This window comes from Burkholderia sp. BCC0097, from assembly GCF_902832985.1.
Taxonomy (GTDB): Bacteria; Pseudomonadota; Gammaproteobacteria; order Burkholderiales; family Burkholderiaceae; genus Burkholderia; species Burkholderia orbicola.
Genome location: NZ_CADFDM010000007.1, coordinates 159,542 through 184,063, shown reverse-complemented (window position 1 = coordinate 184,063; position 24,522 = coordinate 159,542). Strand labels below are relative to the sequence as shown.

The window sequence follows — 24,522 nt, the reverse complement described above, 5'->3', positions numbered from 1 at the left end:
ACTGGCCGGCCGATGGGGACAGGCTTCCCGCGGGCCGGCCCGGGCCGACCCGGCCGGCGGCCGCACGACATACCGCGCCGAACCTGCACGGCGCGGCGGCTTTCCCTACAATGTCGGCTGTCCCGCGCCACCGCCCCCGCCGTCATGTTCCAACGCCCGCCCGCCGCCGCTCCCGGCGAAAAGAACCTCACCGTAATGCTCTGGCTCGTTGCGACGGGCTTCTTCATGCAGACGCTCGACGCGACGATCGTCAACACGGCGCTGCCGTCGATGGCCGCGAGCCTCGGCGAATCGCCGCTGCGAATGCAATCGGTCGTGATCGCATACTCGCTGACGATGGCGGTGATGATCCCCGTGTCGGGCTGGCTCGCCGATACGTTCGGCACGCGGCGCGTGTTCTTCAGCGCGATCCTGGTGTTCTCGCTCGGCTCGCTGCTGTGTGCGAACGCGCATACGTTGACGCAGCTCGTCGCGTTCCGCGTCGTGCAGGGCGTCGGCGGCGCGATGCTGCTGCCGGTCGGGCGGCTCGCGGTGCTGCGCACGTTCCCGGCCGAGCGCTACCTGCCCGCGCTGTCGTTCGTCGCGATTCCGGGCCTGATCGGCCCGCTGATCGGGCCGACGCTCGGCGGCTGGCTCGTGAAGATCGCGTCGTGGCACTGGATCTTCCTGATCAACGTGCCGGTCGGCGTCGCGGGCTGCATCGCGACCTTCTACTCGATGCCCGACTCGCGCAACCCGGCCGCCGGCCGCTTCGACCTGAAGGGCTATCTGCTGCTGACGATCGGCATGGTCGCGATCTCGCTGTCGCTCGACGGGCTCGCCGATCTCGGCATGCAGCATGCGGCCGTGCTGGTGCTGCTGATCCTGAGCCTCGCGTGCTTCGTCGCGTACGGGCTGTACGCGGTGCGCGCGCCGCAGCCGATCTTCTCGCTGGAGCTGTTCAAGATCCACACGTTCAGCGTCGGGCTGCTCGGCAACCTGTTCGCGCGGATCGGCAGCGGCGCGATGCCGTACCTGATCCCGCTGCTGCTGCAGGTGAGCCTCGGCTACTCGGCGTTCGAGGCCGGGCTGATGATGCTGCCGGTCGCGGCGGCCGGCATGTTCTCGAAGCGGATCATCACGCGGCTGATCACGCAGCACGGCTATCGCAAGGTGCTGCTCGTGAACACGATCATGGTCGGCGTGATGATGGCGAGCTTCGCGCTGATGCGCGACACGGTGCCGGTGTGGGTGAAGGTCGTGCATCTCGCGCTGTTCGGCGGCTTCAACTCGATGCAGTTCACCGCGATGAACACGCTGACGCTGAAGGATCTCGGTACCGGCGGCGCGAGCAGCGGCAACAGCCTGTTCTCGCTCGTGCAGATGTTGTCGATGAGCCTCGGCGTCACGGTCGCCGGCGCGCTGCTCGCGACGTTCACCGGCATGCTGCGCACCGTGACGCCGAGCAACACGCTGCCGGCGTTCCATGCGACGTTCATCTGCGTCGGGATCATCACGGCCGCGTCCGCGTGGATCTTCGCGCAGCTCGCGCCGGAGATCCGCAGCACCGCGCGCAAGACCGACCCGTCCGAGCGCGCGTGACGCCCGGCGCGCGCCGAATCGGGCCGGAACGCACCATCGCGGTGCAACACGGCCCGGCGCGCGTGCGCGTACCGACCGCGCGACGGCAGCCGCACGCGACGCCCTGCCGTGCATGCTTCTTGCTCGCCTATTCTGTGGGTAAACTGGCAGTCTTCCTTCGGCCGACATCATGAGCATGATCGAAATCGATCCCCCCGGCTTTCAGCCGCCCCGCCCGGTCGCCGGCGACGACGGGAACCGGCGCACCGTGCTGTACGGCGGCTACACCGTGTTCAGCGTGTTTCAGCCGGTTTTCTCGGTGTCGCACCGGCGCGCGATCGGCTATCACGCGTCGCTGCGCGCGCACGACGAGGAAAGCCGCCAGGTGGCGTCGCACGAGGTGTTCACGCAGGCGGCGCGGCGCGGCGACCTGCTCGAGCTCGGCCGGCTCGCCGAATCGTTGCATCTCGGTAACTTCCACGCGTTCGACAGCCACGACGAATGGCTCTTCCTGAGCCTGCATCCGGCCGCGCTGATGGACACCATCTACGGCGACGCGCTGCTCGCGAATCTGAAGGCGCTCGGGCTGCCGCCGCACCGCGTGGTGCTCGAGGTGCCCGAGCAGGCCGGCGGCGAGACGCCGCGCTATGCGGCGATCATCGACGGGCTGCGCAAGGCCGGCTTCCTGATCGCGCTCGTCGGGTTCGGCGCGAAGCATTCGAACATCGATCGCGTGTGGCATTTGCATCCCGACATCGTCACGCTCGACCGCGGCATCCTCGCGCAGGCGAGCGAGCACTCGCATCTCGAACGCGTGCTGCCGGGACTCGTGTCGTTGCTGCACGAATCCGGCCAGCTCGTGCTGATGGGCGGGCTCGCGACCGAACGCGACGCGCTGATCGCGCTCGAATGCGACGTCGATTTCGTGCAGGGCCAGTACTTCGCGGGGCCGAGCGTCGATCCCGTGCAGCCGCAGGCCGCCGCGGGCTGCATGGATACGCTGTCGGCCGCGCTGCGGCTGCGCGTCGCGCAGCGCGAACGCACGCAGGCGGAACGGCTCGCGCCGTACGTGGCCGCGCTCGAGGACGCGAGCCGCAAGCTCGGCGCGGGCGAATCGCTCACCGATGCGGCGGCCGCCGTGCTCGGGCTGCCCGAGACCGCGCGCTGCTTCCTGCTCGACGCGTCGGGCCGCCAGATCGGCGACAACGTGCTCGCGCGCGGCAGCGTGTCGCAACGTGCGAAGCGCTTCCGCCCGCTGCTGCATTCCGAAGGCGCGAGCTGGGAACGCCGCCCGTACTTCATCGACGCGATGCGCGCGCCCGGCGGCGTGCATCTGACGCCACCCTACCTGTCGATCAACGAGGCGCACCTGTGCGTGACCGCGTCGATCGCCGCACCGGCCACGACCGGCATGCAGGTGCTCTGCGTCGACATCAACTGGGAAGCGGCACTCAGCCGCGAGTGAGTTCGCCGGCGCGGCGCGCTCACGCGTCGCCGCCCGCCTTGCGCACGATCAGCCGGTGCACGCGCTTGCCGGACGACGCGCTGACCACTTCGTGTTCGTCGATCACGTGCACGCCCGCGCCCAGCGCCGCATGCATCCGCGCCGAGTCGAGCGGTGTATAGAGGCGGCCACGTTCGTCGCGCAACATGCCGCCTCCGGCCACCCGCCAGCTCAGGTACAACGTGCCGCCCGGCATCAGCAGATCGGCCAGCCGCGCGGCAGCAGCCGCTGCGTCCGCCTGTTCGAGATGCATGACGACCGTTTCGCACAGCACGTTGCGAAACGCGCCGGACGGTACGCCGCCCAGCGCCGGCAGCGCGGCCAGTTCGAACGTCAGATCGCGATGGCGCCGCCGCGCCTCGTCGAGCAGCGCGGCGCTCGCGTCGTAGCCGCGCACGTCGAAGCCGCGCGACGCGAGCCAGGCCGTGTCGCGCCCCGCGCCGCAGCCGACGTCGGCGGTCAGCCCCGGCGAGAAATGCTGTTCGAGCAGCGCATACATGTCGTCGGGCGCAGCCTGGTCGAGCCAGTCCTGCGCGTATTGCGCGGCATGGGCGTCGTAGGCATCGAGAGTCGGGCGATCCACCATGGCGATTGCTCCGCAGGGGCGTCGGATGACGCACTCCGCATCTTAGTCGTTGCGGCCGGCCCGCACCGCCGGCAAGCGCCGCGAAGCCAGCCTACGCGGCCGGCACATGGCCCTCACGCGGCGCCTGCGCGGCCAGATCGGCCCACAGCGCGTCGCCGCGCCACGCCGGACGCGTCGCCGCGCTTTCCGCTTCGTGGACGAGCGCGCACAGCCGCGCATTGACCGGCGCCGGCGCGTCGAAGCGCCCGGCCAGCCGCACGATTTCGCCGTTGATCCATTCGACTTCGGTCGCCCGGCGCATCGCGAGATCGTCGGACATCGACGAGCGCGCCAACGGATCGATCGCGAGCATCCGGCCGCCGAGCACGCGGAAAGCCGCATCGGGCAGATCGAGCATCGCCGGAATCCATGCGGCCGGCAGCGGCGTCAAGCGTGCAGGCCGGATCGCGGCCCGCGCCAGCCAGTGCAGCGCCTCGCGCTGGGCCAATGCGACGCAGCGCCGGTACGTGCGTTGGGCGAGTTCGTCGCGCAGCGGCAGGTTCGCGAGCGCATTGACCGCATTGTTCAGGTTGAGCAGCAGCTTCGCCCACTGCACGGCGCGCATGTCGCGATGCAGCACGAGCGGCAAGCCGGCGCGCGCGAACAGGCCAGTGAACGGCTGCAGCGAGGGCGACGCGTCGACCGCCAGCCTCCCGGCCGAGCCCTGGTGAAACGCGCCGGGCCCGCGCTCGATCACGTTGAACGGCACCATGCCGGCCAGCACGGTCGCTTGCGGAAGTACGTCGCGCAGCACGTCGGCGTTGTGCAGGCCGTTCTGGAAGCTGATCACGGTCGTGCCCGGCCGCAGCACGCCGGCCAGTTGCGCGGCGGCCTCGCGCGTGGCGGCCGACTTCACCGCGACCAGCACGAGCCGCGCGTCGGCCGCCGCGGCCGGATCGACGGCGAATCGGACATCGGCCGGCGCGAGCGCCCCGCGATAGCCGCGCCGGTCGGTCAGCGTGAGTCCGTGCAGATGAATCGCCTCACCGATGCGCGCGCGGCCGACGAGCGTGACGTGCGCGCCGGCTGCCGCGAGGCGGCCGCCGAGATAGCAGCCGACCGCGCCCGCGCCGAATACGCAGACCGGCCCGGCCGACGCATCAGACATGCGAATGCGCGCCGCCATGCACGGGGCCCGCGCGCCGCTCGACTTCGCGGCGCACGTCGCCGCGCAGCCCCGCGAAGAACGCGACCTCGGCGACGACGAACAGCGGCCCGACGATCAGGCCGGCCAGATCGTCGACGAACGCGGGCTTGCGGCCTTCGAACCAGTGCCCGACGAACTGCACGATCCAGCCGACGACGAACGCGCCGATGCCGATCGCGAGCCATTGCGCGGTCGGCAGCGGCGCCAGCGACTGCGCGGCCCACAGGCCGAGCGCGAGCAGCACGGTCATCGCGATCCCGAACCGCAGGTCGAGACGCAGGTAGAACAGCGCGGACACGACGGCGAGCAGCAGCGCCGGCGACAGCGCGATGCCGGCCAGCATCCCGAGCGCCGGCCGCGACAGCAGCACCTCGACCGCGAACACGATCATCGGGATGCCGACCAGATGCGTCGCGATGTTGCGCGCGTCGCGATGGTAGGCCGCATACTGGGAAAGATGGTCCTCGAGGGTCTTCATGGCGTCTCCTGATCGGTTATCGAGCGCTATGATGCGCGTCACGCCCGAGAACCTCTGTCAGCTACCCGACATCGCGTGCCCATGCCTTCTTCGCTCGCCCCGTACCTGCCGCAGATCGAAGCGAACCCGTGGTTCGCCGGGCTGCCGCCCGCGCTGCGCGCCGACCTGATCGCCCGCGCGACGCTGCGCCGCCTGCCGTCCGGCCACGCGCTGTTCCGGCGCGGCGACCCGCCGTGCGGGCTGTACGCGGTACTGGCCGGTTCACTCACGATAGGTGCGGTCGATCCGCAGGGCAAGGAAGCGCTGCTGACGGTGGCCGAGCCGGTCACCTGGTTTGGCGAGATCGCGTTGTTCGACGGCCAGCCGCGCACGCACGACGCCATCGCGCTCGACGATGCGCTGCTGCTGCACGTGCCGCAGGCCGCGCTGCTCGCGATCCTCGATACCACGCCGCAATACTGGCGGCAGTTCGCGCTGCTGATGGCGCAAAAGCTGCGCCTGAGCTTCCTGACCGTCGAGTCGATGAGCGTGATGCCGGCCGCGCAGCGGCTCGCCGCGCGGCTGCTGATGATCGCCGAAGGCTACGGCGGCATCAGCGCCGGGCGCACGCATATCCGGCTGTCGCAGGAAACGCTCGCGTCGATGCTGTCGCTGACGCGGCAGACCACCAACCAGTTGCTGAAGGCATTGCAGGCCGACGGCGCGGTGCGGCTGCACGTCGGCGAGATCGAGCTCGTCGACATCGACGCATTGCGCCGCGCGAGCGGGCTCGGCGACGGCGCGTCCTGAACGCCGCGCAACGGCCTCTGTCGGCCTTTGTCGACTGCTGCGCGCTGCCCCGCGACCGCCGAGTTGCGCTATCGTGGCGGCTCCTTCCGTCCGCCGCGCGCACCGCCTTGAACACGTCGACCGTCCCCGCCCCCGCCCGTCATCCGTGGCCCGTCTTCATTGCGTTCCTGCGGCTCGGCCTCACGTCGTTCGGGGGACCGGTCGCGCATCTCGGCTACTTTCGCGCGGAATTCGTCACGCGGCGCGGCTGGCTCACCGAGCGCACCTATGCCGATCTCGTCGGGCTGTGCCAGTTCCTGCCGGGGCCGGCGAGCAGCCAGGTCGGAATGGCGATCGGTCTCGCGCGTGCCGGCTATGCCGGCATGTTCGCCGCGTGGCTCGGTTTCACGCTGCCGTCGGCGCTGCTGATGATGCTGTTCGCGCTCGGCGTTCACGCGACGGGCGCGCCGATCGAAGCCGGCGCGCTGCACGGGCTGCGCATCGTGTCCGTCGCGGTGATCGCGCAAGCCGTATGGGGCATGGCGCGCACGCTGTGCCCGGATGCACGGCGCGTCACGCTGATGGCCGCGGCCGCCTGCGTCGCGCTGCTCGCGCCGGCCGCCTGGACACAGATCGCGGTGATCGTCGTGGCTGGCGCCGCCGGTCTCGTGCTGCTGCCGCAACCGGCGCGCGACGCGCACGAACCGTTGCCGCTGCACGTGTCGCCCCGCGCGGGCGTGCTGTGGCTCGTGCTGTTCGCGGCGCTGCTCGTCGCGCTGCCGTTCGCGGCCCGCGTGCTGCGCTCCGATACGCTCGCCGTCGTCGATGCGTTCTTCCGCACGGGTGCGCTCGTGTTCGGCGGCGGCCACGTGGTGCTGCCGCTGCTGCAGGCGGCCGTGGTCGCGCCCGGCTGGGTCGGCGATTCGGCGTTTCTCGCCGGGTATGGCGTCGCGCAGGCCGTGCCGGGGCCGCTGTTCACGTTCTCGGCATTCCTCGGTGCGTCGCTGCGCGATGCGCCGAACGGCTGGCTCGGCGGCACGATCGCACTCGTGTCGATCTTCGCGCCGTCGTTCCTGCTCATCGCCGGCACCGCACCGTTCTGGGAACGCCTGCGCCGCAGCGCGCACATGCAGGCCGCGCTCGCCGGCGTGAACGCGGCCGTCGTCGGGCTGCTGCTCGCCGCGCTCTATCACCCGGTCTGGACCGACACGATCGTCGCGCCCCGCGACCTGGCCGCCGCGCTGGTCGCCTTCGTCGCGCTGGTGTTCTGGCGCGTGCCGCCGTGGGCCGTCGTGATCGCGAGCGCGGCGCTCGGCTGGCTGCTCGGCATCGCCGGCTGATCCGGCGGACGCGGCACGTTCGGGGCGCGCCAAAAACAAAAAGCCCTCGAAACGAGGGCTTTTCTTCGATGCCGCGCGCCGTGGCGGCGCGCAGGCGCCGGACTTACGCGAAGTTCTTCGCGGCGAAGTCCCAGTTCACGATGTTCCAGTACGCTTCGACGAACTTCGGACGGGCGTTGCGGTAGTCGATGTAGTACGCGTGTTCCCACACGTCGATCGTCAGCAGCGCCTTGTCGGCGGTCGTCAGCGGCGTGGCGGCGTTGCTCGTCGACACGATGTCGAGCGAACCGTCGGCCTTCTTCACGAGCCATGCCCAGCCCGAACCGAACGTGCCGACCGCGGCCTTCGTGAACGCTTCCTTGAATGCGTCGTACGAACCCCACTTCGCGTTGATCGCGTCGCCCAGCGCGCCCGTCGGTGCGCCGCCGCCGTTCGGCGACAGGCTGTTCCAGAAGAACGTGTGGTTCCAGACTTGCGCGGCGTTGTTGAAGATGCCGCCCGACGACTTCTTCACGATCTCTTCCAGCGGCAGGTTTTCGAATTCCGTGCCCGGGATCAGATTGTTCAGGTTCGTCACATATGCCTGATGGTGCTTGCCGTAGTGATACTGGATCGTCTCGAGCGAGATGGTCGGCGCGAGTGCGTCTTCAGCGTACGGGAGCGGCGGGAGCGTATGAGCCATGGCGATTCCTTCGTTGAGTATGTAGGGAGGCTGTGTTGGATGCTGCCGAGCGTCCGATTGTAGGCGAGGACGAATAACCCCGCAAACTCACGGGCCATTTATCCGCGGTATGCGGAAAAGCGCCGCTGGCGCGACGTCCGGCAGGACGACCCGGACGATGCGCAGCATTCGTGCCCGGCCGCGCCGCATGCGTTGCAGCGATCCTCGCGTGTCGCGCGCGCCGCTTCTTACGTCAGATCGTATCGGTCAGCCGCGGCTGCACGTCGGCGAGCGACACGTCCGCCGAGCCTTCGGCGAGATGCACGGTCAGGCGCCGCTGCGGCTTCAGCGCGTTCGGCGCGCGCACCGCGCGGCCCGTCTGCGCATCGATCAGCGCCGCATAGCCGCGCTCGAGCGTGCGCTGCGGGCTCAGCACCTCGAGCCGAGCGGCACAGGCTGACACACGCGCCGTGTCGCGCTCGTGACGGCGCTGCAACGCGCTGGCGAGACGCTGCGACAGCCCCGCGAGCGCATGGCGCGCCTGCGACGCATCGGGCCGCGCGCGCTGCCAGCGCAACTGCGCGAGCGCGAAACGCGCACGGGCATCGCGCACCGGCCGCGACGCCGCCGATGCCAGCCGCACCGCGAGCTGCTCGACGTGCGTGCGCTGCCGCTGCAGCCGCTCGGCCGGACTCACGAGCCGGCGCGCGAGCCAGTCGAGCTGCTGCGCGCGCTGTTCGAGCCGGCGCGCCATGCCGCGCGCGAGCGCACGCTGGCGCTCGTCGACCTCGCGCAGCAGCAGCGCCCGCTGCGGGCTCGCGAGTTCGGCCGCGCCGGTCGGCGTCGGCGCGCGCAGGTCGGCCGCGAAGTCGGCGATCGTGAAATCGGTTTCGTGCCCGACGCCGCTGACGACCGGCAGCTCGCTCGCCGCGATCGCGCGCGCCAGCGCTTCGTCGTTGAACGACCACAGATCCTCGATCGAGCCGCCGCCGCGACAGACCAGCAGCACGTCGACCTCGCGCCGCGCATTCGCGGTCGCGACGGCCGCGACGAGCTTTTCGGCGGAACCGGCGCCCTGCACGGGGGCCGGATAGACGATCACCGGAATATGCGGCGCACGCCGGGCGAGCGTGGTCAGCACGTCGCGCAGCGCGGCGGCCTGCAGCGACGTGACGATGCCGATCGCGCGCGGGTGCGCCGGCAGCGGCCGCTTGCGCTCGGGGGCGAACAGGCCCTCGGCCTCGAGCTGCGCCTTCAGCCGCAGGAATGCCTCGTACAGGCGCCCCTGCCCGGTGCGCCGCACGGCTTCGACGTTGAGCTGCACTTCGCCGCGCGGCTCGTACATCGTGACGACCGCGCGCACCTCGATGCGATCGCCTTCGCGCGGCGTGAATTCCGCGTACTGGGCGCGGCCGCGGAACATCACGCAGCGCATCTGCGCCTGCTGGTCCTTGATCGAGAAATACCAGTGGCCGCTCGCGGCGCGTGTGAAATTCGACACTTCGCCGGAAATCCACAGCAACGGAAACGAGCGCTCGAGCATCGTCGAAATCGCACGATTGAGCGCCGAAACGGGAATCACTTCGTCGCCGCCGCGCGTGGCGCCGGGGGCGGAAAAAGGGGAATCGGAAAGCATGGGCGGTCGGATGAATGCTGGCGGCGTCACGATAGTCCGACACGCGCGCGGCGTCCAGCGCCGCCGCATTCGCCCCCGCGCACGGAAGGTGTCCACACTCTGGCATTCGTCCGCGTAAAACGCTCGGAAACCGCTAAAAAAACCAGACGATTCTCTGTAACACCTTGATTTTTATAATTTTTTAAACCTTTCAGAATGATTCTCATCCGATTCGAGGCCCGCCGGACGGGCGTTTGAGGCAATCGACCGGGGAGTTCTTCACAGAGTTATCCACAAGGCGCCGCGATCCGGCCCCGCACGCTGCGGCGGCCGGTCGCGCTTGCCGCGCCGGCGTGCGGCGCGCTAGAGTGCCGCCTTCCACGGACCCAGCGGCATGCGCCGCCCAACGGAGAATCCGCCTTGACGAATCCGTCCCTCGCCGCGGCGCACGACGCGCCGCGCCCGGCCCGATGAGCGCGCCCGGCGGCCCGCTCGCGCGACTCGAAGCGCGCCTGACACGCGAATGGCAGCGGCGCGGCGCGCTCGCGTGGGCGCTGACGCCGTTCGCCTGCGTGTTCGGCCTGTGCGCGGCGCTGCGGCGCACCGCTTACGCCCGGGGCTGGAAGCAGCCGGTCGACGTCGGCGTGCCGGTGGTCGTGGTCGGCAACGTGACCGTCGGCGGCACCGGCAAGACGCCGACCGTGATCGCGCTCGTCGACGCGCTGCGCGCCGCCGGCTTCACGCCCGGCGTCGTGTCGCGCGGCTACGGCGCGAACGTGAAGGCGCCGACCGCCGTCACGCCGGCGTCGCGCGCGGGCGCGGCCGGCGACGAACCGCTGCTGATCGCGCGCCGCACCGGCGCGCCCGTGTGGGTGTGCCCCGACCGCGTCGCGGCCGCGCAGGCGCTGCGCGCCGCGCATCCGGACGTCGACGTGATCGTCAGCGACGACGGCCTGCAGCACTACCGCCTCGCGCGCACCGTCGAGCTGGTCGTATTCGACCACCGGCTCGGCGGCAACGGCTTCCTGCTGCCGGCCGGCCCGCTGCGCGAGCCGCTGTCGCGGCACCGCGACGCGACGCTCGTCAACGATCCGTACAGCGGCGCGCTGCCGCCGTGGCCCGACACCTACGCGCTCGCGCTGACGCCGGGCGCCGCGTGGCACCTCGACCAGCCCGCGCTGCGCCGCCCGCTGTCGCAATTCGCGCACGAGCGCGTGCTCGCCGCGGCCGGCATCGGCGCGCCGGAACGCTTCTTCGCGACACTGCGCGCGGCCGGTCTCGCGCCGGCCACCCGCGCGCTGCCCGACCATTACGCGTTCGCCGACAATCCATTCGTCGACGATGCCGTCGATGCGATCCTGATCACCGAGAAGGATGCAGTAAAATTGGGCGCTTCCTGGCGCGACGCCCGACTGTGGGTGGTCCCCGTCGAAGCCGCGCTCGACCCTCGCCTCATTGCCCTCGTTGTGGAGAAACTCCGTGGACGCTCGCCTGCTTGAAATCATTGTGTGCCCTATCTGCAAAGGCCCGCTCCACTACGACCGTGCCGCGCAGGAGCTGATCTGCAACGCGGACAAGCTCGCGTACCCGATCCGCGACGGCATCCCCGTGATGCTGGTCGACGAAGCGCGCCAGACCGTCGAAGGCACGCCGGTCGATCCGGCCGGCCGCTGAACCGCCGCGCCGCTCGCCCGGCGCCCCGATTCGACACCGTGACGGCCCGGCCCCGGCCGGGCCGCCGCACTCCGCCGGGCGACCGGCTTCCGGCGTCGCCCGCCCCGTTCTTCCCAGCGCTCCCCCGATGACTCACCCGCCCCCCTTCATCGCCGTCATTCCCGCCCGGCTCGCGTCGACGCGGCTCCCGAACAAGCCGCTCGCCGATCTCGGCGGCAAGCCGATGGTCGTGCGTGTCGCCGAGCGCGCGCGCGAAGCGGGCGCGCAGCAGGTGCTCGTCGCTTCCGACGCGCAGAGCGTGCTCGACGCGGCGCGCGATCACGGCTTCGAAGCGGTGCTCACGCGCGCCGATCATCCGTCCGGCACCGACCGGCTCGCGGAAGTCGCGGCGGCCTTCGGCTGGCGCGACGACACCGTCGTCGTCAACGTGCAGGGCGACGAGCCGCTGATCGACCCCGTGCTCGTGCGCGACGTAGCGTCGCACCTGGCCGCGCATCCGGCGTGTGCGATCGCGACCGCCGCTCACCCGATCCACGACGCGGCCGACGTGTTCAATCCGAACGTCGTGAAGGTCGCGCTCGACGCGCAGAGCGTCGCGCTGTACTTCTCGCGCGCGCCGATTCCGTGGAGCCGCGACGCGTACCAGCCGCACTGGCCGAACGTCGCGGCCATGCCTGCACCGGCTTTCCCCGTCTATCGGCACATCGGCCTCTATGCGTATCGCGCGCGTTTCCTGCGCACCTATCCGTCGCTCGCGCAGGCGCCGATCGAACAGGCCGAGCAGCTCGAACAGCTGCGTGCGCTGTGGCACGGCGAGCGCATCGCAGTGCTGATCACCGAATCCGCGCCCGAAGCCGGCATCGACACGCCGGCCGATCTCGCACGCGTGCAGGCCCTTTTTCAGCCGGGTTCAAAATAACCCGTGGCATAATCAGGCGATTGTGCGAGCCGTCCGCGACCAGCGCGTCCTCGCTTGACCCCGCCCGTGGCCCTGCCGGCAGCCGCGCGTCGCCTTGGCCGACGCGCCGCATCAGACCGGTCCGCCACGCGCCGGGCGAGCCCCGCGCCCGCTGTCGCCGACGCCTTTGTGTCTCGCCACACGAATCTACATACTTGGAGATATCACCATGCGTTTGATCCTGTTGGGCGCGCCCGGCGCGGGAAAGGGCACCCAGGCAAACTTCATCAAGGAAAAATTCGGCATTCCGCAAATCTCGACGGGCGACATGCTGCGCGCGGCCGTCAAGGCCGGCACGCCGCTCGGCGTCGAGGCGAAGGGTTACATGGATGCCGGCAAACTCGTGCCGGACGCGCTGATCATCGGCCTCGTCAAGGAGCGCCTGAAGGAATCCGACTGCGCGAACGGCTATCTGTTCGACGGCTTCCCGCGCACGATCGCGCAGGCCGACGCAATGAAGGAAGCCGGCGTCGCGATCGACTACGTGCTCGAGATCGACGTCCCGTTCTCGGAAATCATCGAGCGCATGAGCGGCCGCCGCACGCACCCTGCATCGGGTCGCACGTACCACGTCAAGTTCAACCCGCCGAAGGTCGAAGGTCACGACGACGTGACGGGCGAACCGCTGATCCAGCGCGACGACGACAAGGAAGAAACGGTCAAAAAGCGTCTCGAAGTGTACGAAGCGCAGACCAAGCCGCTGATCACGTACTACGGCGACTGGGCGCAGCGCGGCGAGGAAAACGGTCTGAAGGCGCCGCAGTATCGCAAGATCTCGGGCCTTGGCACCGTCGACGAAATCCGCGAACGCGCGTTCGACGCACTGAAGTAAGCAGCGCGTCGCGCACCCGCAAGCCGCCCGGACCGGGCGGCTTTTTTTTCGCCTGTCGCGATTTGCACGACCCTGCGGCACGCGCGCAAGAAAAACGCCCGCGATGCGGGCGTTTTTTCCATGTACAAAAAGCAGCGCGCAGGCGGCTCAATCCTCGCCGTCGCGCTGCATCCGTTGCCGCAATTCGCTGACCTGCGACTCGACGACGGTCGCGTCTTCCGCCTCGGGCCGCTCGCCGAGATACTGCTCGAGATCCTCGAGCGCGGGGCGCAGGTAGTCGAGCCGCGCATACGCGAAGCCGCGGTCGCGCACCTCGTCGAGCTGCTCGGGCAGCAGGATCACGAGCCGCTGCTGCACCGCGAGCAGCCGCTGCCAGCGCTCCGTCTGCAGATAGATCGTCTTCAGGTTGCGCAGCATCCGCGCGATGATCTCGCGGTTCGTCGCGGGCTGCAGCAGCGCGCGCAACGCGCTGTCGACCGCTCCCGCCGCCCGCGCGACGTACGGCTCGAGCATCTCGACCATCTCGGCTTCGGACAGCGAATGGCCGTTGGTCGGATCGATGATCAGGTCGCCATCCGGCAGCGTCACGCGCAGCAGGAAATGCCCGGGGAACGATACGCCGCGCGCCGGCACGCCGATCTGCTCGGCGAGCTCCAGGTACAGCACCGACAGCGAGATCGGGATCCCGCGCCGCCGTTTCAGCACGGCGTTCAGGTGGCTGTTATCGGGGTCGTAGTAATCGTTGTGATTGCACGCGAAGCCCAGCTCGCGAAAGAAGAAGTCGTTCAGCGCGGCGACGCGGCCCTTCAGGTCCGTATCGTCGGCGAGCCGCCGGCGCAGCCGCGCCGCCAGCATGTCGAGTTCGGCCAGCGTGCCCTGCAGGTCGAGGTCGGGATACGCGTCCTGCGCCAGCGACAGCGCGGCTTCCGTGACGGGCAGACTGTCGTCGTCCGCCACGAGCGTGCTGAAGTAGTCGAGGACGCGGGTCATTGCGGTCGTCACTTGGCGCGCCTTCTGAAGTAAGCGTATTTGAAGCCCATCACCCACAACATACCGAAATATAGTGCAGCAAACAGCACGAGGCACGCAGCCATCAGCGCAATGCGATCGAGCGGCTGCGCGCGCATGCCGGTCCAGTCGAAACTGATCGCGCACCAGTGCATCAGGCCCGCGAGCACGAGCGCCGCGCCGACGAGCTGCACGAAGAAGCGCAGCCAGCCCGGCGACGGCTGGTAGATGCCGCGCTTGCGCAGCCCGAGGAACAGCAGCAGCGAATTCAGGCACGCGCCGACGCCGATGCTCAGCGTGAGGCCCGCGTGGCCGATCAGCGGCACGAACACGTAGTTCGACAGCTGTGTGACGATCAGCACGCCGATCGCGATCTTCACCGGCGTCTTGATGTCCTGCTTCGCATAGAAGCCCGGCGCGAGGATCTTGATCAGGATGATGCCGACGAGGCCGATCCCGTAGGTCGCGAGCGCGCGCGCGACCATCGTGACGGTATGCGCGTCGAACCTGCCGTAGTTGAACAGCGTCGCGGTGAGCGGCGTCGCGAAGAAGAACAGCGCGAGCGCGCTCGGCGCCGCGAGCAGGAACGTGACGCGCAGGCCCCAGTCGAGCAGCGCCGAATATTCGTGCGAATCGGCGTCGACGTGCGCCTTCGACAGGCTCGGCAGCAGGATCGTGCCGAGCGCGACGCCGAGCAGCGCCGTCGGGAACTCCATCAGGCGGTCGGCGTAATTGATCCACGACACGGCGCCCTGCCCGAGCCGCGACGCGATGTTGGTGTTGATGATCAGCGACAATTGCGCGACGGACACCGCGAACGTCGCCGGCACCATTTTCGCGAGCACGCGCTTCACGCCCGGATGACGCAGCGCGCGCAGCGGGTTCAGGCCGATCAGCGGCACCATGTCGATCTTCTTCAGTCCCGGCAACTGCACGAGAAACTGCAGCACGCCGCCGACGATGACCGCCCACGCGAGCGCGTAGACCGGCACCTTCAGGTGCGGCGCGACGAACACGGCCGCGGCGATGAATGCGACGTTGAGCAGCACCGGCGCGAACGCGGGCAGCGAAAAGCTCTTGTACGTGTTCAGCACGCCCGACGCGAGCGTGGTCAGCGAAATGAACACGATGTACGGGAACATGATCCGCGTCATCGTGACCGCGAGCGGAAACGCCTGGCCGTCGCTGTGCAGGCCGGACGCGACCGCGAACACGACCCACGACGCACCGGCGATCCCGACGACCGACAGCACGGCCAGCGCCCACGCGAGCACGGTGGACATCGCGTCGACGAGCGCCTTCGTCGCATCGTGCCCCTGCTGGTTCTTGAACTCGGCGAGGATCGGCACGAACGCCTGCGAGAACGCGCCTTCGGCGGACAGGCGGCGCAGCAGGTTCGGGATACGGAAGGCGACGTAGAACGCGTCGGTGTATTGACTGGCGCCGAACGCACGGGCGATCAGCGTCTCGCGGGCCAGTCCGGTCACGCGCGACAGCAGCGTGAAGCCGCTGACCGTCAGAAGGGCTCGGAATAGATTCATGGGGCGCTTATTATACGGGCGTTGGGCGACCCGGCCACCGGCCGATGCCGAAAAGCGCATTGGCCGCCGACGGCCCTATCCGGCCGGCATCACGTTGAACTTGCCACTCGCTTGATTTTGTTGCTATAATCGCCTGTTTCTGGGCTCGTACATGCACGGCAACTGCCGTTTTCATGTCCCGGCCTCGGTTAAAATCACCGTTTTTTTATGCGCCCCTGGGCAATCGTTCTCAGGGGACGGATCGAAAAGCAGCGCTTGGCCGTCAGGCTCCAAGCTCTGGAAACAGGACAGGATAAGGAACCGTCATGGCTAACTCCGCACAAGCACGCAAGCGCGCCCGCCAGGCCGCGAAGGCAAACTCGCACAACTCGGCGCTGCGCTCGAAATTCCGTACCGCGATCAAGTCGGTTCGCAAGGCTGTTGAAGCCGGCGACCAGGCAAAGGCTGCCGAGCTGTTCAAGGCTGCCGTGAAGACGATCGACACGATCGCCGACAAGAAGATCGTTCACAAGAACAAGGCCGCTCGCAGCAAGAGCCGCCTGGCCGCAGCCGTCAAGGGCCTGCAGGCAGCAGCGTAACTCCGGTGCGCCCGCTCAGGCGGGCGCTCCTGTTTCCTGCGATCACGAAAAAGCCCGCCTAGGCGGGCTTTTTTGTCGCCTGCCGCCTGCGCATAGTGCGCGGCGGCAGTACTTGCCTGGCGGGCGGGCGCAACCCGCGCCCTCGCCCTTCGGCATCACTCACTTCTTCGTGTTGTAGTCCGGCAATTCGCACGCCTCGGTCACGACGAGGTTGTTGTCCTTCGCGAAATTCAGCACGAAATCGAAAGCCATCGGCTCGATGTCGCGCAACCGCGAATCGAGGATCACGCATTTGAGGTCGCCGAGCATCGTCGGGCGCACGTACAGCGAATACTTGAGACGCGCATTCGGCCCGCTCGCCCCCGGCCCGAAACAGGCCATCACACCGGCCAGACGTTCCGACCAATCGCTCGGGCGAAACTTTTTCCCGTCTTTCGTGATGCCCTGGATGAAAAATTCGGTCGGAGGGGTTTCAGCCATGTGGTTACCCAAGTGACGGCCCGGCGATGTCCAGGCAACGGCGCCTGGATACGCGAACACAAAGCTGGAGAGGCGGCGGCACGAGCCGATCGATATCCCGAAAACGGGGCGTCGATGCGCGCCGCCGGTGGACTGCACCGGATGTGTGCAGCGCACGGCTTGTGTCCGGCAGAGCGCGAAAAGCCTTGCCTGCCGGGCTGGAGAAAACTTTCGAATTATACCGCAGCGCGCCATCGCGCGTCGTCCCGACGGCCGTCTTCCCGCACCGTGGATCGGGCGCGGCGATCCTGCCCCGCGTCGCTCCACGGCTCGTCAAAGCACAGAAAATCCTTTATGCTGCTTTGAGTTATCCACACCCGACGGCGGCGCCGTCCGGCCTCGCGGCCGGGTGAGACCCGCCGTATTTCGTTTCATGACCGCCAAAACCATTCGTCACTACCTGCAGTTCAAGGATTTCTCGCTGGAAGACTACGAGTACGTGCTCGAACGCACGGGTATCCTGAAGCGCAAGTTCAAGAACTACGAAACCTATCACCCGCTGCACGACCGCACGCTCGCGATGATCTTCGAGAAGAGCTCGACGCGCACGCGCCTGTCGTTCGAGGCCGGGATCTTCCAGCTCGGCGGCCACGCCGTGTTCATGAGCACGCGCGACACGCAGCTCGGCCGCGGCGAGCCCGTCGAGGATTCCGCGCAGGTCATCTCGCGAATGGTCGACATCATCATGATCCGCACGTTCGAGCAGGACGTGATCACGCGCTTCGCGCAGAATTCCCGCGTGCCGGTGATCAACGGGCTGACGAACGAATACCACCCGTGCCAGGTGCTCGCCGACATCTTCACGTACTACGAGCACCGCGGCCCGATCGCCGGCAAGACCGTCGCGTGGGTCGGCGACGCGAACAACATGCTCTACACGTGGATCGAGGCCGCGCAGATCCTCGGCTTCAAGCTGCGCCTGTCGACGCCGCCCGGCTATGCGCTCGACATGAAGCTCGTGTCGCCCGACAGCGCGCCGTTCTACGAGGTGTTCGACGATCCGAACGAAGCGTGCAAGGGAGCCGATCTCGTGACGACCGACGTATGGACGAGCATGGGCTTCGAAGCCGAGAACGAGGCGCGCAAGCAGGCGTTCGCCGACTGGTGCGTCGACGAGGAAATGATGGGCCACGCGAATCCGGATGCCCTCTTCATGCACTGCCTGCCCGCGCACCGCGGCGAGGAAGTGACGGCCGGCGTGATCGACGGCCCGCAGAGCGTCGTGTGGGACGAAGCGGAAAACCGCCTGCACGTGCAGAAGGCGCTGATGGAGTTCCTGCTGCTCGGTCGCCTCAAGCACTGACGCGCCGCCCAACGCACACACGTAAAAAAGCGCCGGTCGATGATCGGCGCTTTTCGTTTGAGTGCGCCAAAACCGGCGCGCATTGCGTTACAGGCAGACCGGCTCCGCCTCCAGCTCGACGCCGAACCGCGCGCGCACGTCGGCCTGGATCGCCCGCGCCAGCGCCAGCACGTCGGCGCCCGTCGCGCCGCCGCGATTGACGAGCACGAGCGCCTGGCGGTCGTGCACGGCCGCCGCACCGAGCGCGCGCCCCTTCCAGCCGCAGCGGTCGATCAGCCAGCCGGCCGCGAGCTTCACCTGCCCGTCCGGCTGCGGATACGACACGACCTCCGGCGCGCGGGCGCGCAGCGCATCGAATTGCGCGGCGTCGATCACCGGATTCTTGAAGAAACTGCCCGCGTTGCCGAGTACCAGCGGATCGGGCAGCTTCGCGCGGCGGATCGCGACGACCGCCTCGAACACGTCGCGCGGCGTTGCCGCATCGGGCGTGATGCCGCGCGCGTCGAGCTCGCGTGTGACGTCCGCGTAGCCGAGCCGAGGCGTCCATTGCTTCGGCAGCCGGAACGTCACCGCGACGATCGCGAACCGGCCGCGCCCTTCCCGCTTGAAGAAACTGTCGCGGTAACCGAACGCGCAGCGCGCGGCGTCGAAGCGCTCGCGGCGCCCCGTCGCCAGCTCGACCGCGACCAGCGAATCGAAATACGCCTTCATCTCGAGGCCGTACGCGCCGATGTTCTGGATCGGCGCGGCGCCGACGGTGCCCGGGATCAGCGCGAGATTCTCGAGGCCCGGCATCCCGTGCTCGAGCGTCCACGCGACGAACGCGTGCCAGTTCTCGCCGCCGCCGGCCTCGACGTACCACGCGTCGTCGTCCTCGCGCAGGATGCGGCGGCCCGCGATCTCGTCGAGCAGCACGACGCCGTCGAAATCGCGCGTGAACACGATATTGCTGCCGCCGCCGAGCACGAGTTGCGGCAGGTTCGCGACCCGCGGGTCGCGATGCAGCGCCTCGAACTGCGCCGCCTGCGTGATGCGCGCGGCGAAGCGCGCGCGCGCGGCGATGCCGAACGTGTTGTGCACGGCGAGCGGATGGTCGGGAAGCAGCGACAGGGCGGAATCGTCAGGAGGCATCGGCATTCGCGGTCACGTCGGCCCGAGGCGCGGCGCATGGCCGGCCTTGGGCAAACGGAGGGGCATCGGTAAAATGGCAAATAGTCCGCAATTATAGCGAGTGCCCGCGCGCGAGCCGGGCGCCCGCATCTCAAGGGAGAATGCCATGCCATCGTTCGACGTCGTTTCCGAAGCGAACATGATCGAAGTGAAGAACGCCATCGAGCAGTCGAACAAGGAAATTTCGACGCGCTTCGACTTCAAGGGCTCCGACGCACGCGTCGAGCAGAAGGAACGCGAGCTGACGCTGTTCGCCGACGACGATTTCAAGCTCGGCCAGGTCAAGGACGTGCTGATCGGCAAGCTGGCCAAGCGCAACGTCGACGTGCGCTTCCTCGACTACGGCAAGGTCGAGAAGATCGGCGGCGACAAGGTCAAGCAGGTCGTCACCGTGAAGAAGGGTGTGACGGGCGACCTCGCGAAGAAAATCGTGCGCCTCGTGAAGGACAGCAAGATCAAGGTGCAGGCAAGCATCCAGGGCGACGCGGTGCGCATCTCGGGCACGAAGCGTGACGACCTGCAGAGCACGATCGCGATGCTGCGCAAGGACGTGACCGACACGCCGCTCGACTTCAACAACTTCCGCGACTGACCGGCCGCCGGCCCGTCGCGTCATCCGGCCGGGCCCCGCCCACGCGGCGCGCCCGGCGCGCGGCCGGCGCCGCGTTTCTCAGGCTTTCCCGCCGTCCTGCGCGCCGCCGTCCGCGGCCGCCTTCTTCTTGTCGCCGATCCGGCTCTCCTGCCCCGCGAGCAGCTTCGAAATGTTGCCGCGGTGACGCCACACGAGCAGCACGCTCATCGCGAGCACGGCCCAGGCGACCGGGTTATGGCCCGGTGTGCCGAACAGGAACACGTCGAACACCGGCGCGAACACGGCCGCCACCAGCGCTGCAAGCGACGAATAGCGGAAGAAGAATGCGACGATCAGCCAGGTCAGCGCGGTCGCGAGCCCGAGCACCGGGTGCACGGCGAGCAGCACGCCGGCCGCGGTCGCGACGCCCTTGCCGCCCTGGAAGCGGAAGAACACCGGGTACAGATGGCCGAGGAACACGGCGATCGCGACCCACGCGATCGCGACGTCGGGCAGGCCGAAGTGCCGGGCGAGCCAGACGGCGATCCAGCCCTTGAACGCGTCGCCGACGAGCGTCAGGATCGCGGCCTTCTTGTTGCCGCTGCGCAGCACGTTGGTCGCGCCGGGGTTCTTCGACCCGTACGAGCGCGGGTCGGCCAGGCCCATCACGGAGCTGACGACGACGGCGAACGACACCGAACCGATCAGGTAGGCAACGAGGGCGGCGAGCAGGATCTGCATGCGGAGGACTCTTCTTTCAACGTATCGGGAAAGGGACGGCCGTGCGCGGCAAGCCGGCAGGCCGAAACGGCGCCCATTCTACCGAACGGGCGCGGGGTGCCACGAAGGTGAAACCCTCAGTCGACGCTCGCGCACTGCACCGGCTGCGCGCCGAGCAGCGACGTGAGCACCGCCGGCGCGAGGCTGACGAGGTAGCCGCGCCGGCCGCCGTTCAGGTAGATCGTCGGCAATGCGAGGATCGTCGCCTCGACGTAGACGGGCATCGTCTTGCGCGTGCCGAACGGCGACGTGCCGCCGACGAGATAGCCCGAATGGCGGTTCGCGACCTCGGGCTTGCACGGCTCGACGCGCTTCGCGCCGATCTGCCGCGCGAGATTCTTCGTCGACACGGTGCGGTCGCCGTGCATCAGCACGATCAGCGGCTTCGCGTGCTCGTCTTCCATCACGAGCGTCTTCACGACGCTGTGCTCGTCGACGCCGAGCTGGCGCGCCGATTCGCCGGTGCCGCCGTGCTCGACGTAGTCGTACGGATGCTCGCCGAATGCGACGCCATGACGGCGCAGCAGCTGGGTCGCAGGGGTTTCGGACACGTGTCTGGATTTGCTCATGGCGGCATTTTAATGGCGAACGATCGCCGGGCGCGCAGTGGCGAGCCCGCGCCGACGGTATACTCGCGGCCCGTTTTCCGCCGGCCCGCCGCGTCGCCGTCACGATTGCACCCATCATCATTGCAGACATCGTGAAGCGCTATTGCCCGATTGGCTGATTGTGGCGCGCGTCTCGCCATGGCACGATCGTTCGCAAATATCGTCGGCCGCCGCCGGCCCTTCATCTGGAGACGCCATGTCCTCGCCCGTCCGTTCATCCGAATCGCTCGACGTCGATGCGCTGCTCGCCGCGCTGCCGCGCCGCATCGCCGACGTGCCCGCGCACCGGGCCGCGCAATCGCCCGCGCAGCCGGCGCTGATCGAGGATGCGCGCCGCCTGTCGTACGGCGAGCTGGCGCGGGCCGTCGACGCGGCGGCCGCGCGGCTGGCGAGTCTCGGCGTACAAGGCGGCGACCGCGTGATGATCGTCGCCGAAAACTGCGTCGCGCAGATCGTGCTGCTGTTCGCCGCCGCCCGCCTCGACGCGTGGGCGCTCGTGTCGAACGCGCGGCTGTCGGCCGCCGAGCTCGACGCGATCGCCGCGCATGCGCGCCCGAAGCTGATCGCGTTCACGACCGACGTATCGCCCGACGCGCGCGCCCATGCCGAGCGGCTCGGTGCCACGCCGGCCGCGGCGCTGCCGGTCGACATCGGCGCATGGTCGTATCACGTCGACGCGAGCGCGCCCGCCGAGCCGGTGGCCACCGGCAGCGCCGCACAATGCGCGGCGCTGATCTACACCACCGGTACGACCGGCACACCGAAAGGCGTGATGCTGTCGCACCGCAACCTGCTGTTCATCGCGGCGACGTCGAGCGCGCTGCGCCGCGTGTCGCCGGACGACGTCGTCTACACGGTGCTGCCCGTGTCGCACGTGTACGGCCTCGCGTCGGTATGCCTCGGCAGCCTGTATGCGGGCGCGACGCTGCGGCTCGCGCCGCGCTTCTCGCCGGAAGCCGTCCGGGTCGCGCTCGCCGAAGAAGGCGTGACGATCTTCCAGGGCGTGCCCGCGATGCATGCGAAGCTGCTCGAGCACCTGCACACGCACGGCCATGCGTGGCGCGCGCCGCGGCTGCGCTTCGCGTATTCGGGCGGCTCGCCGCTCGATGCGAACCTGAAGGCCCGTGTCGAGCACGTGTACGGCGTGCCGCTGCACAACGGCTACGGGATGACCGAAAGCAGCCCGACGATCACGCAGACGCCGCTCGACGCGCCGCGCAAGGACAGTTCGGTCGGCGTGCCGATTCCGGGCGTCGACGTACGGATCGTCGCGCCGGACGGCAGCGACGTGCCGCCGGGCGAAGTCGGCGAGATCCGCGTGCGCGGGCCGAACGTGATGCTCGGCTACTACCGCAACGCGGACGCGACGCGCGCGGCCATGTCGGCCGATGGCTGGCTGAGCACCGGCGATCTCGCGCGGCAGGAAGCGGACGGCGCGGTGACGATCGCGGGCCGTAGCAAGGAGCTGATCATCCGCTCGGGCTTCAACGTGTATCCGGTCGAGGTCGAGCAGGTGCTGAACGCGCATCCGGACGTCGTGCAGGCGGCCGTGATCGGCCGCGCGATCGACGGCAACGAGGAAGTGCTCGCGTTCGTCGAGCTGGTGCCGGGCGCGGCGGCGGACGAGGCGGCCTTGCACGCATGGTGCGCGGACCGGCTCACCGCTTACAAACGCCCCGCGCACATCCGCGTGCTCGATGCGCTGCCGGCCGCGTCGACCGGCAAGGTGCTCAAGCACCGGCTGCGCGAACTGGTCTGACGCGGCCGCCCTACGCGGGGGAACCCGCACCGGCGCCCCACCACGCCACGCCGCACCGCATGCCCGCGTCGCGCGTCAGCCGCGCGGGTGGTGCTGCGCGTGCAGCGTCCTGAGCCGCTCACGCGCGACGTGCGTATAGATCTGCGTGGTCGAGATGTCGCTGTGGCCGAGCAGCAACTGCACGACGCGCAAGTCGGCGCCGTGGTTCAGCAGGTGCGTCGCGAACGCGTGCCGCAACGTGTGCGGCGACAGGTGCGCGCGCACGTCGGCGTGCTGCGCGTGACGCTTGATGATGTTCCAGAACTGCTGACGCGTCATCCCGTCGCCGCGGGCGGTCACGAACAGCGCATCGGCCGCGCGTGCGCCGAGCAGCGCCGGCCGCGCGTCGCGCAGGTAGCGTTCGATCCAGCCGTGCGCGACTTCACCGAACGGCACGAGCCGCTCCTTCGAGCCCTTGCCCATCACGCGCACGACGCCTTCGTTGAGGCCGACCTCGACCGTCTTCAGCGTCACGAGCTCGCTCACGCGCAGCCCGCTCGCGTACATCAGCTCGAGCATCGTGCGATCGCGCAGGCCGAGCGGCGTGCCGATGTCGGGCGCGCCGAGCAGCGCCTCGACCTGCGCCTCGGACAGCGTCGACGGGAACCGGGCCCCCTGTTTCGCGGACGTGATCCGCAGCGTGGGGTCGGCGCTCGCGCGATGCTCGCGCACGGCCCAGCCGTAATAGCGGCGGAACACGGACAGGCGCCGGTTCGACGACGTCGCCTTGCCGTCGCTGCGCGCGGCGATATAGCCCGTCACCATCGCCTCGTCGGCCGAGTCGAGCGGCGCGTCGTGCGTCGCGGCCAGCCATTGGGAAAACAGCGCCAGGTCGCGCCGATACGCATCGAGCGTGTTGCGCGCGAGCCCGTGCTCGAGCCACAGCGCATCGCAGAACACGTCGATCGACGCGCGGCTCGCGAGCAGCGCGGGCGATGCCGCGACGGCGTCGGGGCCGGCTTCGGGGGTCGTCAAAGGTTCGCTCATCATCAGTACGGCACGCCCTCGTGCGTCAGCAGCCAGCGCTTCACTTGCTGGTAATAGCCGTTGTCGTCGTGGTTCGCGAATCCGCCGAGACCACCCGCCGCGACGACGCGATGGCACGGAATCACGAGCGGGAAATAGTTCGCGCCGCACGCCTGGCCGACCGCGCGCGGCGCGCTGCCGATCCGCTTCGCGACCTGGCCGTAGGTCAGCACCGTCCCGGGCGGGATATCGCTGATCACGTCCCACACCCGGTGCTGGAATGCGCTGCCGACGTCGGCGAGCGGCAGGTCGAAGCGTGCGGACGCGCGCTCGAAATAACGTTCGATCTGCTTCACGGCGCGCTTCGCGAGCGCCGAATCCGGATCGACCGACTTCATCGATTCGGGCAGATAGACGATCTCGCGCACCACCGCGGCATCCGTGCGGATGCCAACCTTGCCGAACGGCGCGTCGATGACTGCGTTGAACATTGAATTCTCCTGACCGGGGATGCGCGC

General features: G+C 69.0%; 25 protein-coding genes. 12 read left to right on the top strand and 13 right to left on the bottom strand.

The features are described from left to right. The first annotated feature begins 144 nt into the window (after positions 1 to 144). Both mdtD and HWX07_RS23975 read left to right on the top strand, forming a co-directional pair. Positions 145 to 1,581 carry a multidrug transporter subunit MdtD gene (mdtD, locus tag HWX07_RS23980; protein WP_175877906.1) on the top strand — a complete coding sequence of 479 codons (1,437 nt, stop codon included), beginning with the start codon at positions 145 to 147 and terminating at the stop codon, positions 1,579 to 1,581. 169 nt (positions 1,582 to 1,750) lie between these two features. Beyond that, positions 1,751 to 3,025 (top strand): EAL domain-containing protein, encoded by a 1,275-nt coding sequence (locus HWX07_RS23975; protein WP_175877905.1) that lies wholly within the window; start codon positions 1,751 to 1,753, stop codon positions 3,023 to 3,025. A gap of 19 nt (positions 3,026 to 3,044) precedes the next feature. Here HWX07_RS23975 and HWX07_RS23970 read toward each other — a convergent pair whose 3' ends face one another. From HWX07_RS23970 to HWX07_RS23960, 3 genes are all read right to left on the bottom strand, one after another. Then, a complete protein-coding gene (locus HWX07_RS23970; RefSeq protein WP_175877904.1) occupies positions 3,045 to 3,650 on the bottom strand; it encodes a methyltransferase domain-containing protein in 606 nt (201 codons plus the stop codon). A gap of 91 nt (positions 3,651 to 3,741) precedes the next feature. Beyond that, positions 3,742 to 4,797: a 2-dehydropantoate 2-reductase gene (locus HWX07_RS23965; RefSeq protein ID WP_175877903.1), complete on the bottom strand. Its 1,056-nt coding sequence runs from the start codon at positions 4,795 to 4,797 to the stop codon at positions 3,742 to 3,744. Next, positions 4,790 to 5,314, bottom strand: a complete 525-nt coding sequence (locus tag HWX07_RS23960; protein ID WP_175877902.1) for an Mpo1-like protein — start codon at positions 5,312 to 5,314, stop codon at positions 4,790 to 4,792. The genes HWX07_RS23965 and HWX07_RS23960 overlap by 8 nt, the downstream gene beginning before the upstream one ends. An 81-nt stretch (positions 5,315 to 5,395) precedes the next feature. On the opposite strand from HWX07_RS23960, the gene HWX07_RS23955 reads away from it, so the two are divergent. Further along, on the top strand, positions 5,396 to 6,103 hold the full coding sequence (locus HWX07_RS23955; RefSeq protein WP_175877901.1) for a Crp/Fnr family transcriptional regulator: 708 nt from the start codon (positions 5,396 to 5,398) through the stop codon (positions 6,101 to 6,103). Positions 6,104 to 6,210: 107 nt separating this feature from the next. Beyond that, positions 6,211 to 7,422, top strand: a complete 1,212-nt coding sequence (gene chrA / locus HWX07_RS23950) for a chromate efflux transporter (protein ID WP_175877900.1) — start codon at positions 6,211 to 6,213, stop codon at positions 7,420 to 7,422. 103 nt (positions 7,423 to 7,525) lie between these two features. On the opposite strand, the gene sodB is transcribed toward chrA, so the two are convergent. Both sodB and xseA read right to left on the bottom strand, forming a co-directional pair. Next, positions 7,526 to 8,104 carry a superoxide dismutase [Fe] gene (gene sodB, locus HWX07_RS23945; protein WP_011546040.1) on the bottom strand — a complete coding sequence of 193 codons (579 nt, stop codon included), beginning with the start codon at positions 8,102 to 8,104 and terminating at the stop codon, positions 7,526 to 7,528. Positions 8,105 to 8,336: 232 nt separating this feature from the next. Further along, the gene (gene xseA, locus HWX07_RS23940; protein WP_175877899.1) at positions 8,337 to 9,719 is read right to left on the bottom strand and encodes an exodeoxyribonuclease VII large subunit; all 1,383 of its coding nucleotides are present in this window, start codon (positions 9,717 to 9,719) and stop codon (positions 8,337 to 8,339) included. A 449-nt stretch (positions 9,720 to 10,168) separates the two neighbouring features. Here xseA and lpxK point away from each other — a divergent pair, with 449 nt between their 5' ends. The 4 genes from lpxK (at position 10,169) to adk (ending at position 13,162) form a co-directional block, all read left to right on the top strand. Then, the gene (lpxK, locus tag HWX07_RS23935; protein ID WP_175877898.1) at positions 10,169 to 11,197 is read left to right on the top strand and encodes a tetraacyldisaccharide 4'-kinase; all 1,029 of its coding nucleotides are present in this window, start codon (positions 10,169 to 10,171) and stop codon (positions 11,195 to 11,197) included. Beyond that, positions 11,178 to 11,372, top strand: a complete 195-nt coding sequence (locus tag HWX07_RS23930; RefSeq protein WP_006482216.1) for a Trm112 family protein — start codon at positions 11,178 to 11,180, stop codon at positions 11,370 to 11,372. Before lpxK ends, HWX07_RS23930 begins: the two co-directional genes overlap by 20 nt. 127 nt (positions 11,373 to 11,499) lie before the next feature. Next, positions 11,500 to 12,291, top strand: coding sequence for a 3-deoxy-manno-octulosonate cytidylyltransferase (gene kdsB / locus HWX07_RS23925; RefSeq protein WP_175877897.1), 792 nt, complete (start codon positions 11,500 to 11,502; stop codon positions 12,289 to 12,291). Positions 12,292 to 12,499: 208 nt separating this feature from the next. Then, on the top strand, positions 12,500 to 13,162 hold the full coding sequence (gene adk, locus HWX07_RS23920; RefSeq protein ID WP_006482212.1) for an adenylate kinase: 663 nt from the start codon (positions 12,500 to 12,502) through the stop codon (positions 13,160 to 13,162). A gap of 147 nt (positions 13,163 to 13,309) precedes the next feature. On the opposite strand, the gene HWX07_RS23915 is transcribed toward adk, so the two are convergent. Together HWX07_RS23915 and murJ are read right to left on the bottom strand one after the other, a co-directional pair. Next, positions 13,310 to 14,152: a SirB1 family protein gene (locus tag HWX07_RS23915; protein WP_175877896.1), complete on the bottom strand. Its 843-nt coding sequence runs from the start codon at positions 14,150 to 14,152 to the stop codon at positions 13,310 to 13,312. 8 nt (positions 14,153 to 14,160) lie between these two features. After that, positions 14,161 to 15,711, bottom strand: coding sequence for a murein biosynthesis integral membrane protein MurJ (gene murJ / locus HWX07_RS23910; protein ID WP_027812763.1), 1,551 nt, complete (start codon positions 15,709 to 15,711; stop codon positions 14,161 to 14,163). 305 nt (positions 15,712 to 16,016) lie between these two features. Here murJ and rpsT point away from each other — a divergent pair, with 305 nt between their 5' ends. Beyond that, a complete protein-coding gene (gene rpsT / locus HWX07_RS23905) occupies positions 16,017 to 16,289 on the top strand; it encodes a 30S ribosomal protein S20 (protein WP_006482211.1) in 273 nt (90 codons plus the stop codon). Positions 16,290 to 16,448: 159 nt separating this feature from the next. Here the strand turns inward: rpsT and HWX07_RS23900 are convergent, their stop codons facing one another. Beyond that, a complete protein-coding gene (locus HWX07_RS23900; protein ID WP_011546046.1) occupies positions 16,449 to 16,769 on the bottom strand; it encodes a DUF3579 domain-containing protein in 321 nt (106 codons plus the stop codon). A gap of 412 nt (positions 16,770 to 17,181) precedes the next feature. Here HWX07_RS23900 and argF point away from each other — a divergent pair, with 412 nt between their 5' ends. Then, a complete protein-coding gene (gene argF / locus HWX07_RS23895) occupies positions 17,182 to 18,111 on the top strand; it encodes an ornithine carbamoyltransferase (protein ID WP_006482207.1) in 930 nt (309 codons plus the stop codon). An 87-nt stretch (positions 18,112 to 18,198) separates the two neighbouring features. On the opposite strand, the gene murB is transcribed toward argF, so the two are convergent. After that, a complete protein-coding gene (murB, locus tag HWX07_RS23890) occupies positions 18,199 to 19,248 on the bottom strand; it encodes a UDP-N-acetylmuramate dehydrogenase (RefSeq protein ID WP_175877895.1) in 1,050 nt (349 codons plus the stop codon). A 139-nt stretch (positions 19,249 to 19,387) separates the two neighbouring features. Here murB and HWX07_RS23885 point away from each other — a divergent pair, with 139 nt between their 5' ends. After that, positions 19,388 to 19,873 carry a YajQ family cyclic di-GMP-binding protein gene (locus tag HWX07_RS23885; RefSeq protein WP_006478013.1) on the top strand — a complete coding sequence of 162 codons (486 nt, stop codon included), beginning with the start codon at positions 19,388 to 19,390 and terminating at the stop codon, positions 19,871 to 19,873. A gap of 78 nt (positions 19,874 to 19,951) precedes the next feature. Here the strand turns inward: HWX07_RS23885 and plsY are convergent, their stop codons facing one another. Next, complete coding sequence (gene plsY, locus HWX07_RS23880) at positions 19,952 to 20,593, bottom strand: glycerol-3-phosphate 1-O-acyltransferase PlsY (RefSeq protein ID WP_175877894.1); 642 nt, start codon at positions 20,591 to 20,593, stop codon at positions 19,952 to 19,954. 116 nt (positions 20,594 to 20,709) lie between these two features. Continuing rightward, the gene (gene ybaK / locus HWX07_RS23875; RefSeq protein ID WP_175877893.1) at positions 20,710 to 21,201 is read right to left on the bottom strand and encodes a Cys-tRNA(Pro) deacylase; all 492 of its coding nucleotides are present in this window, start codon (positions 21,199 to 21,201) and stop codon (positions 20,710 to 20,712) included. Positions 21,202 to 21,436: 235 nt separating this feature from the next. On the opposite strand from ybaK, the gene HWX07_RS23870 reads away from it, so the two are divergent. Next, positions 21,437 to 22,999: an AMP-binding protein gene (locus HWX07_RS23870; protein WP_175877892.1), complete on the top strand. Its 1,563-nt coding sequence runs from the start codon at positions 21,437 to 21,439 to the stop codon at positions 22,997 to 22,999. A 75-nt stretch (positions 23,000 to 23,074) separates the two neighbouring features. Here HWX07_RS23870 and xerD read toward each other — a convergent pair whose 3' ends face one another. Next, positions 23,075 to 24,025, bottom strand: a complete 951-nt coding sequence (gene xerD, locus HWX07_RS23865) for a site-specific tyrosine recombinase XerD (RefSeq protein WP_175877891.1) — start codon at positions 24,023 to 24,025, stop codon at positions 23,075 to 23,077. A 2-nt stretch (positions 24,026 to 24,027) separates the two neighbouring features. After that, positions 24,028 to 24,495, bottom strand: coding sequence for a methylated-DNA--[protein]-cysteine S-methyltransferase (locus HWX07_RS23860; protein ID WP_012329099.1), 468 nt, complete (start codon positions 24,493 to 24,495; stop codon positions 24,028 to 24,030). Between the last annotated feature and the right edge of the window lie 27 nt (positions 24,496 to 24,522).

Coding starts and splice junctions, on each gene's coding strand:
- HWX07_RS23885 (WP_006478013.1), top strand. CDS start 19,388: ATGCCATCGTTCGACGTCGTTTCCGAAGCGAACATGATCGAAGTGAAG.
- sodB (WP_011546040.1), bottom strand. CDS start 8,104: ATGGCTCATACGCTCCCGCCGCTCCCGTACGCTGAAGACGCACTCGCG.
- HWX07_RS23900 (WP_011546046.1), bottom strand. CDS start 16,769: ATGGCTGAAACCCCTCCGACCGAATTTTTCATCCAGGGCATCACGAAA.
- HWX07_RS23860 (WP_012329099.1), bottom strand. CDS start 24,495: ATGTTCAACGCAGTCATCGACGCGCCGTTCGGCAAGGTTGGCATCCGC.
- argF (WP_006482207.1), top strand. CDS start 17,182: ATGACCGCCAAAACCATTCGTCACTACCTGCAGTTCAAGGATTTCTCG.
- HWX07_RS23975 (WP_175877905.1), top strand. CDS start 1,751: ATGAGCATGATCGAAATCGATCCCCCCGGCTTTCAGCCGCCCCGCCCG.
- HWX07_RS23965 (WP_175877903.1), bottom strand. CDS start 4,797: ATGTCTGATGCGTCGGCCGGGCCGGTCTGCGTATTCGGCGCGGGCGCG.
- ybaK (WP_175877893.1), bottom strand. CDS start 21,201: ATGAGCAAATCCAGACACGTGTCCGAAACCCCTGCGACCCAGCTGCTG.
- adk (WP_006482212.1), top strand. CDS start 12,500: ATGCGTTTGATCCTGTTGGGCGCGCCCGGCGCGGGAAAGGGCACCCAG.
- xseA (WP_175877899.1), bottom strand. CDS start 9,719: ATGCTTTCCGATTCCCCTTTTTCCGCCCCCGGCGCCACGCGCGGCGGC.
- HWX07_RS23960 (WP_175877902.1), bottom strand. CDS start 5,314: ATGAAGACCCTCGAGGACCATCTTTCCCAGTATGCGGCCTACCATCGC.
- HWX07_RS23970 (WP_175877904.1), bottom strand. CDS start 3,650: ATGGTGGATCGCCCGACTCTCGATGCCTACGACGCCCATGCCGCGCAA.
- lpxK (WP_175877898.1), top strand. CDS start 10,169: ATGAGCGCGCCCGGCGGCCCGCTCGCGCGACTCGAAGCGCGCCTGACA.
- mdtD (WP_175877906.1), top strand. CDS start 145: ATGTTCCAACGCCCGCCCGCCGCCGCTCCCGGCGAAAAGAACCTCACC.
- murJ (WP_027812763.1), bottom strand. CDS start 15,711: ATGAATCTATTCCGAGCCCTTCTGACGGTCAGCGGCTTCACGCTGCTG.
- kdsB (WP_175877897.1), top strand. CDS start 11,500: ATGACTCACCCGCCCCCCTTCATCGCCGTCATTCCCGCCCGGCTCGCG.
- xerD (WP_175877891.1), bottom strand. CDS start 24,025: ATGAGCGAACCTTTGACGACCCCCGAAGCCGGCCCCGACGCCGTCGCG.
- HWX07_RS23870 (WP_175877892.1), top strand. CDS start 21,437: ATGTCCTCGCCCGTCCGTTCATCCGAATCGCTCGACGTCGATGCGCTG.
- murB (WP_175877895.1), bottom strand. CDS start 19,248: ATGCCGATGCCTCCTGACGATTCCGCCCTGTCGCTGCTTCCCGACCAT.
- HWX07_RS23915 (WP_175877896.1), bottom strand. CDS start 14,152: ATGACCCGCGTCCTCGACTACTTCAGCACGCTCGTGGCGGACGACGAC.
- rpsT (WP_006482211.1), top strand. CDS start 16,017: ATGGCTAACTCCGCACAAGCACGCAAGCGCGCCCGCCAGGCCGCGAAG.
- HWX07_RS23955 (WP_175877901.1), top strand. CDS start 5,396: ATGCCTTCTTCGCTCGCCCCGTACCTGCCGCAGATCGAAGCGAACCCG.
- plsY (WP_175877894.1), bottom strand. CDS start 20,593: ATGCAGATCCTGCTCGCCGCCCTCGTTGCCTACCTGATCGGTTCGGTG.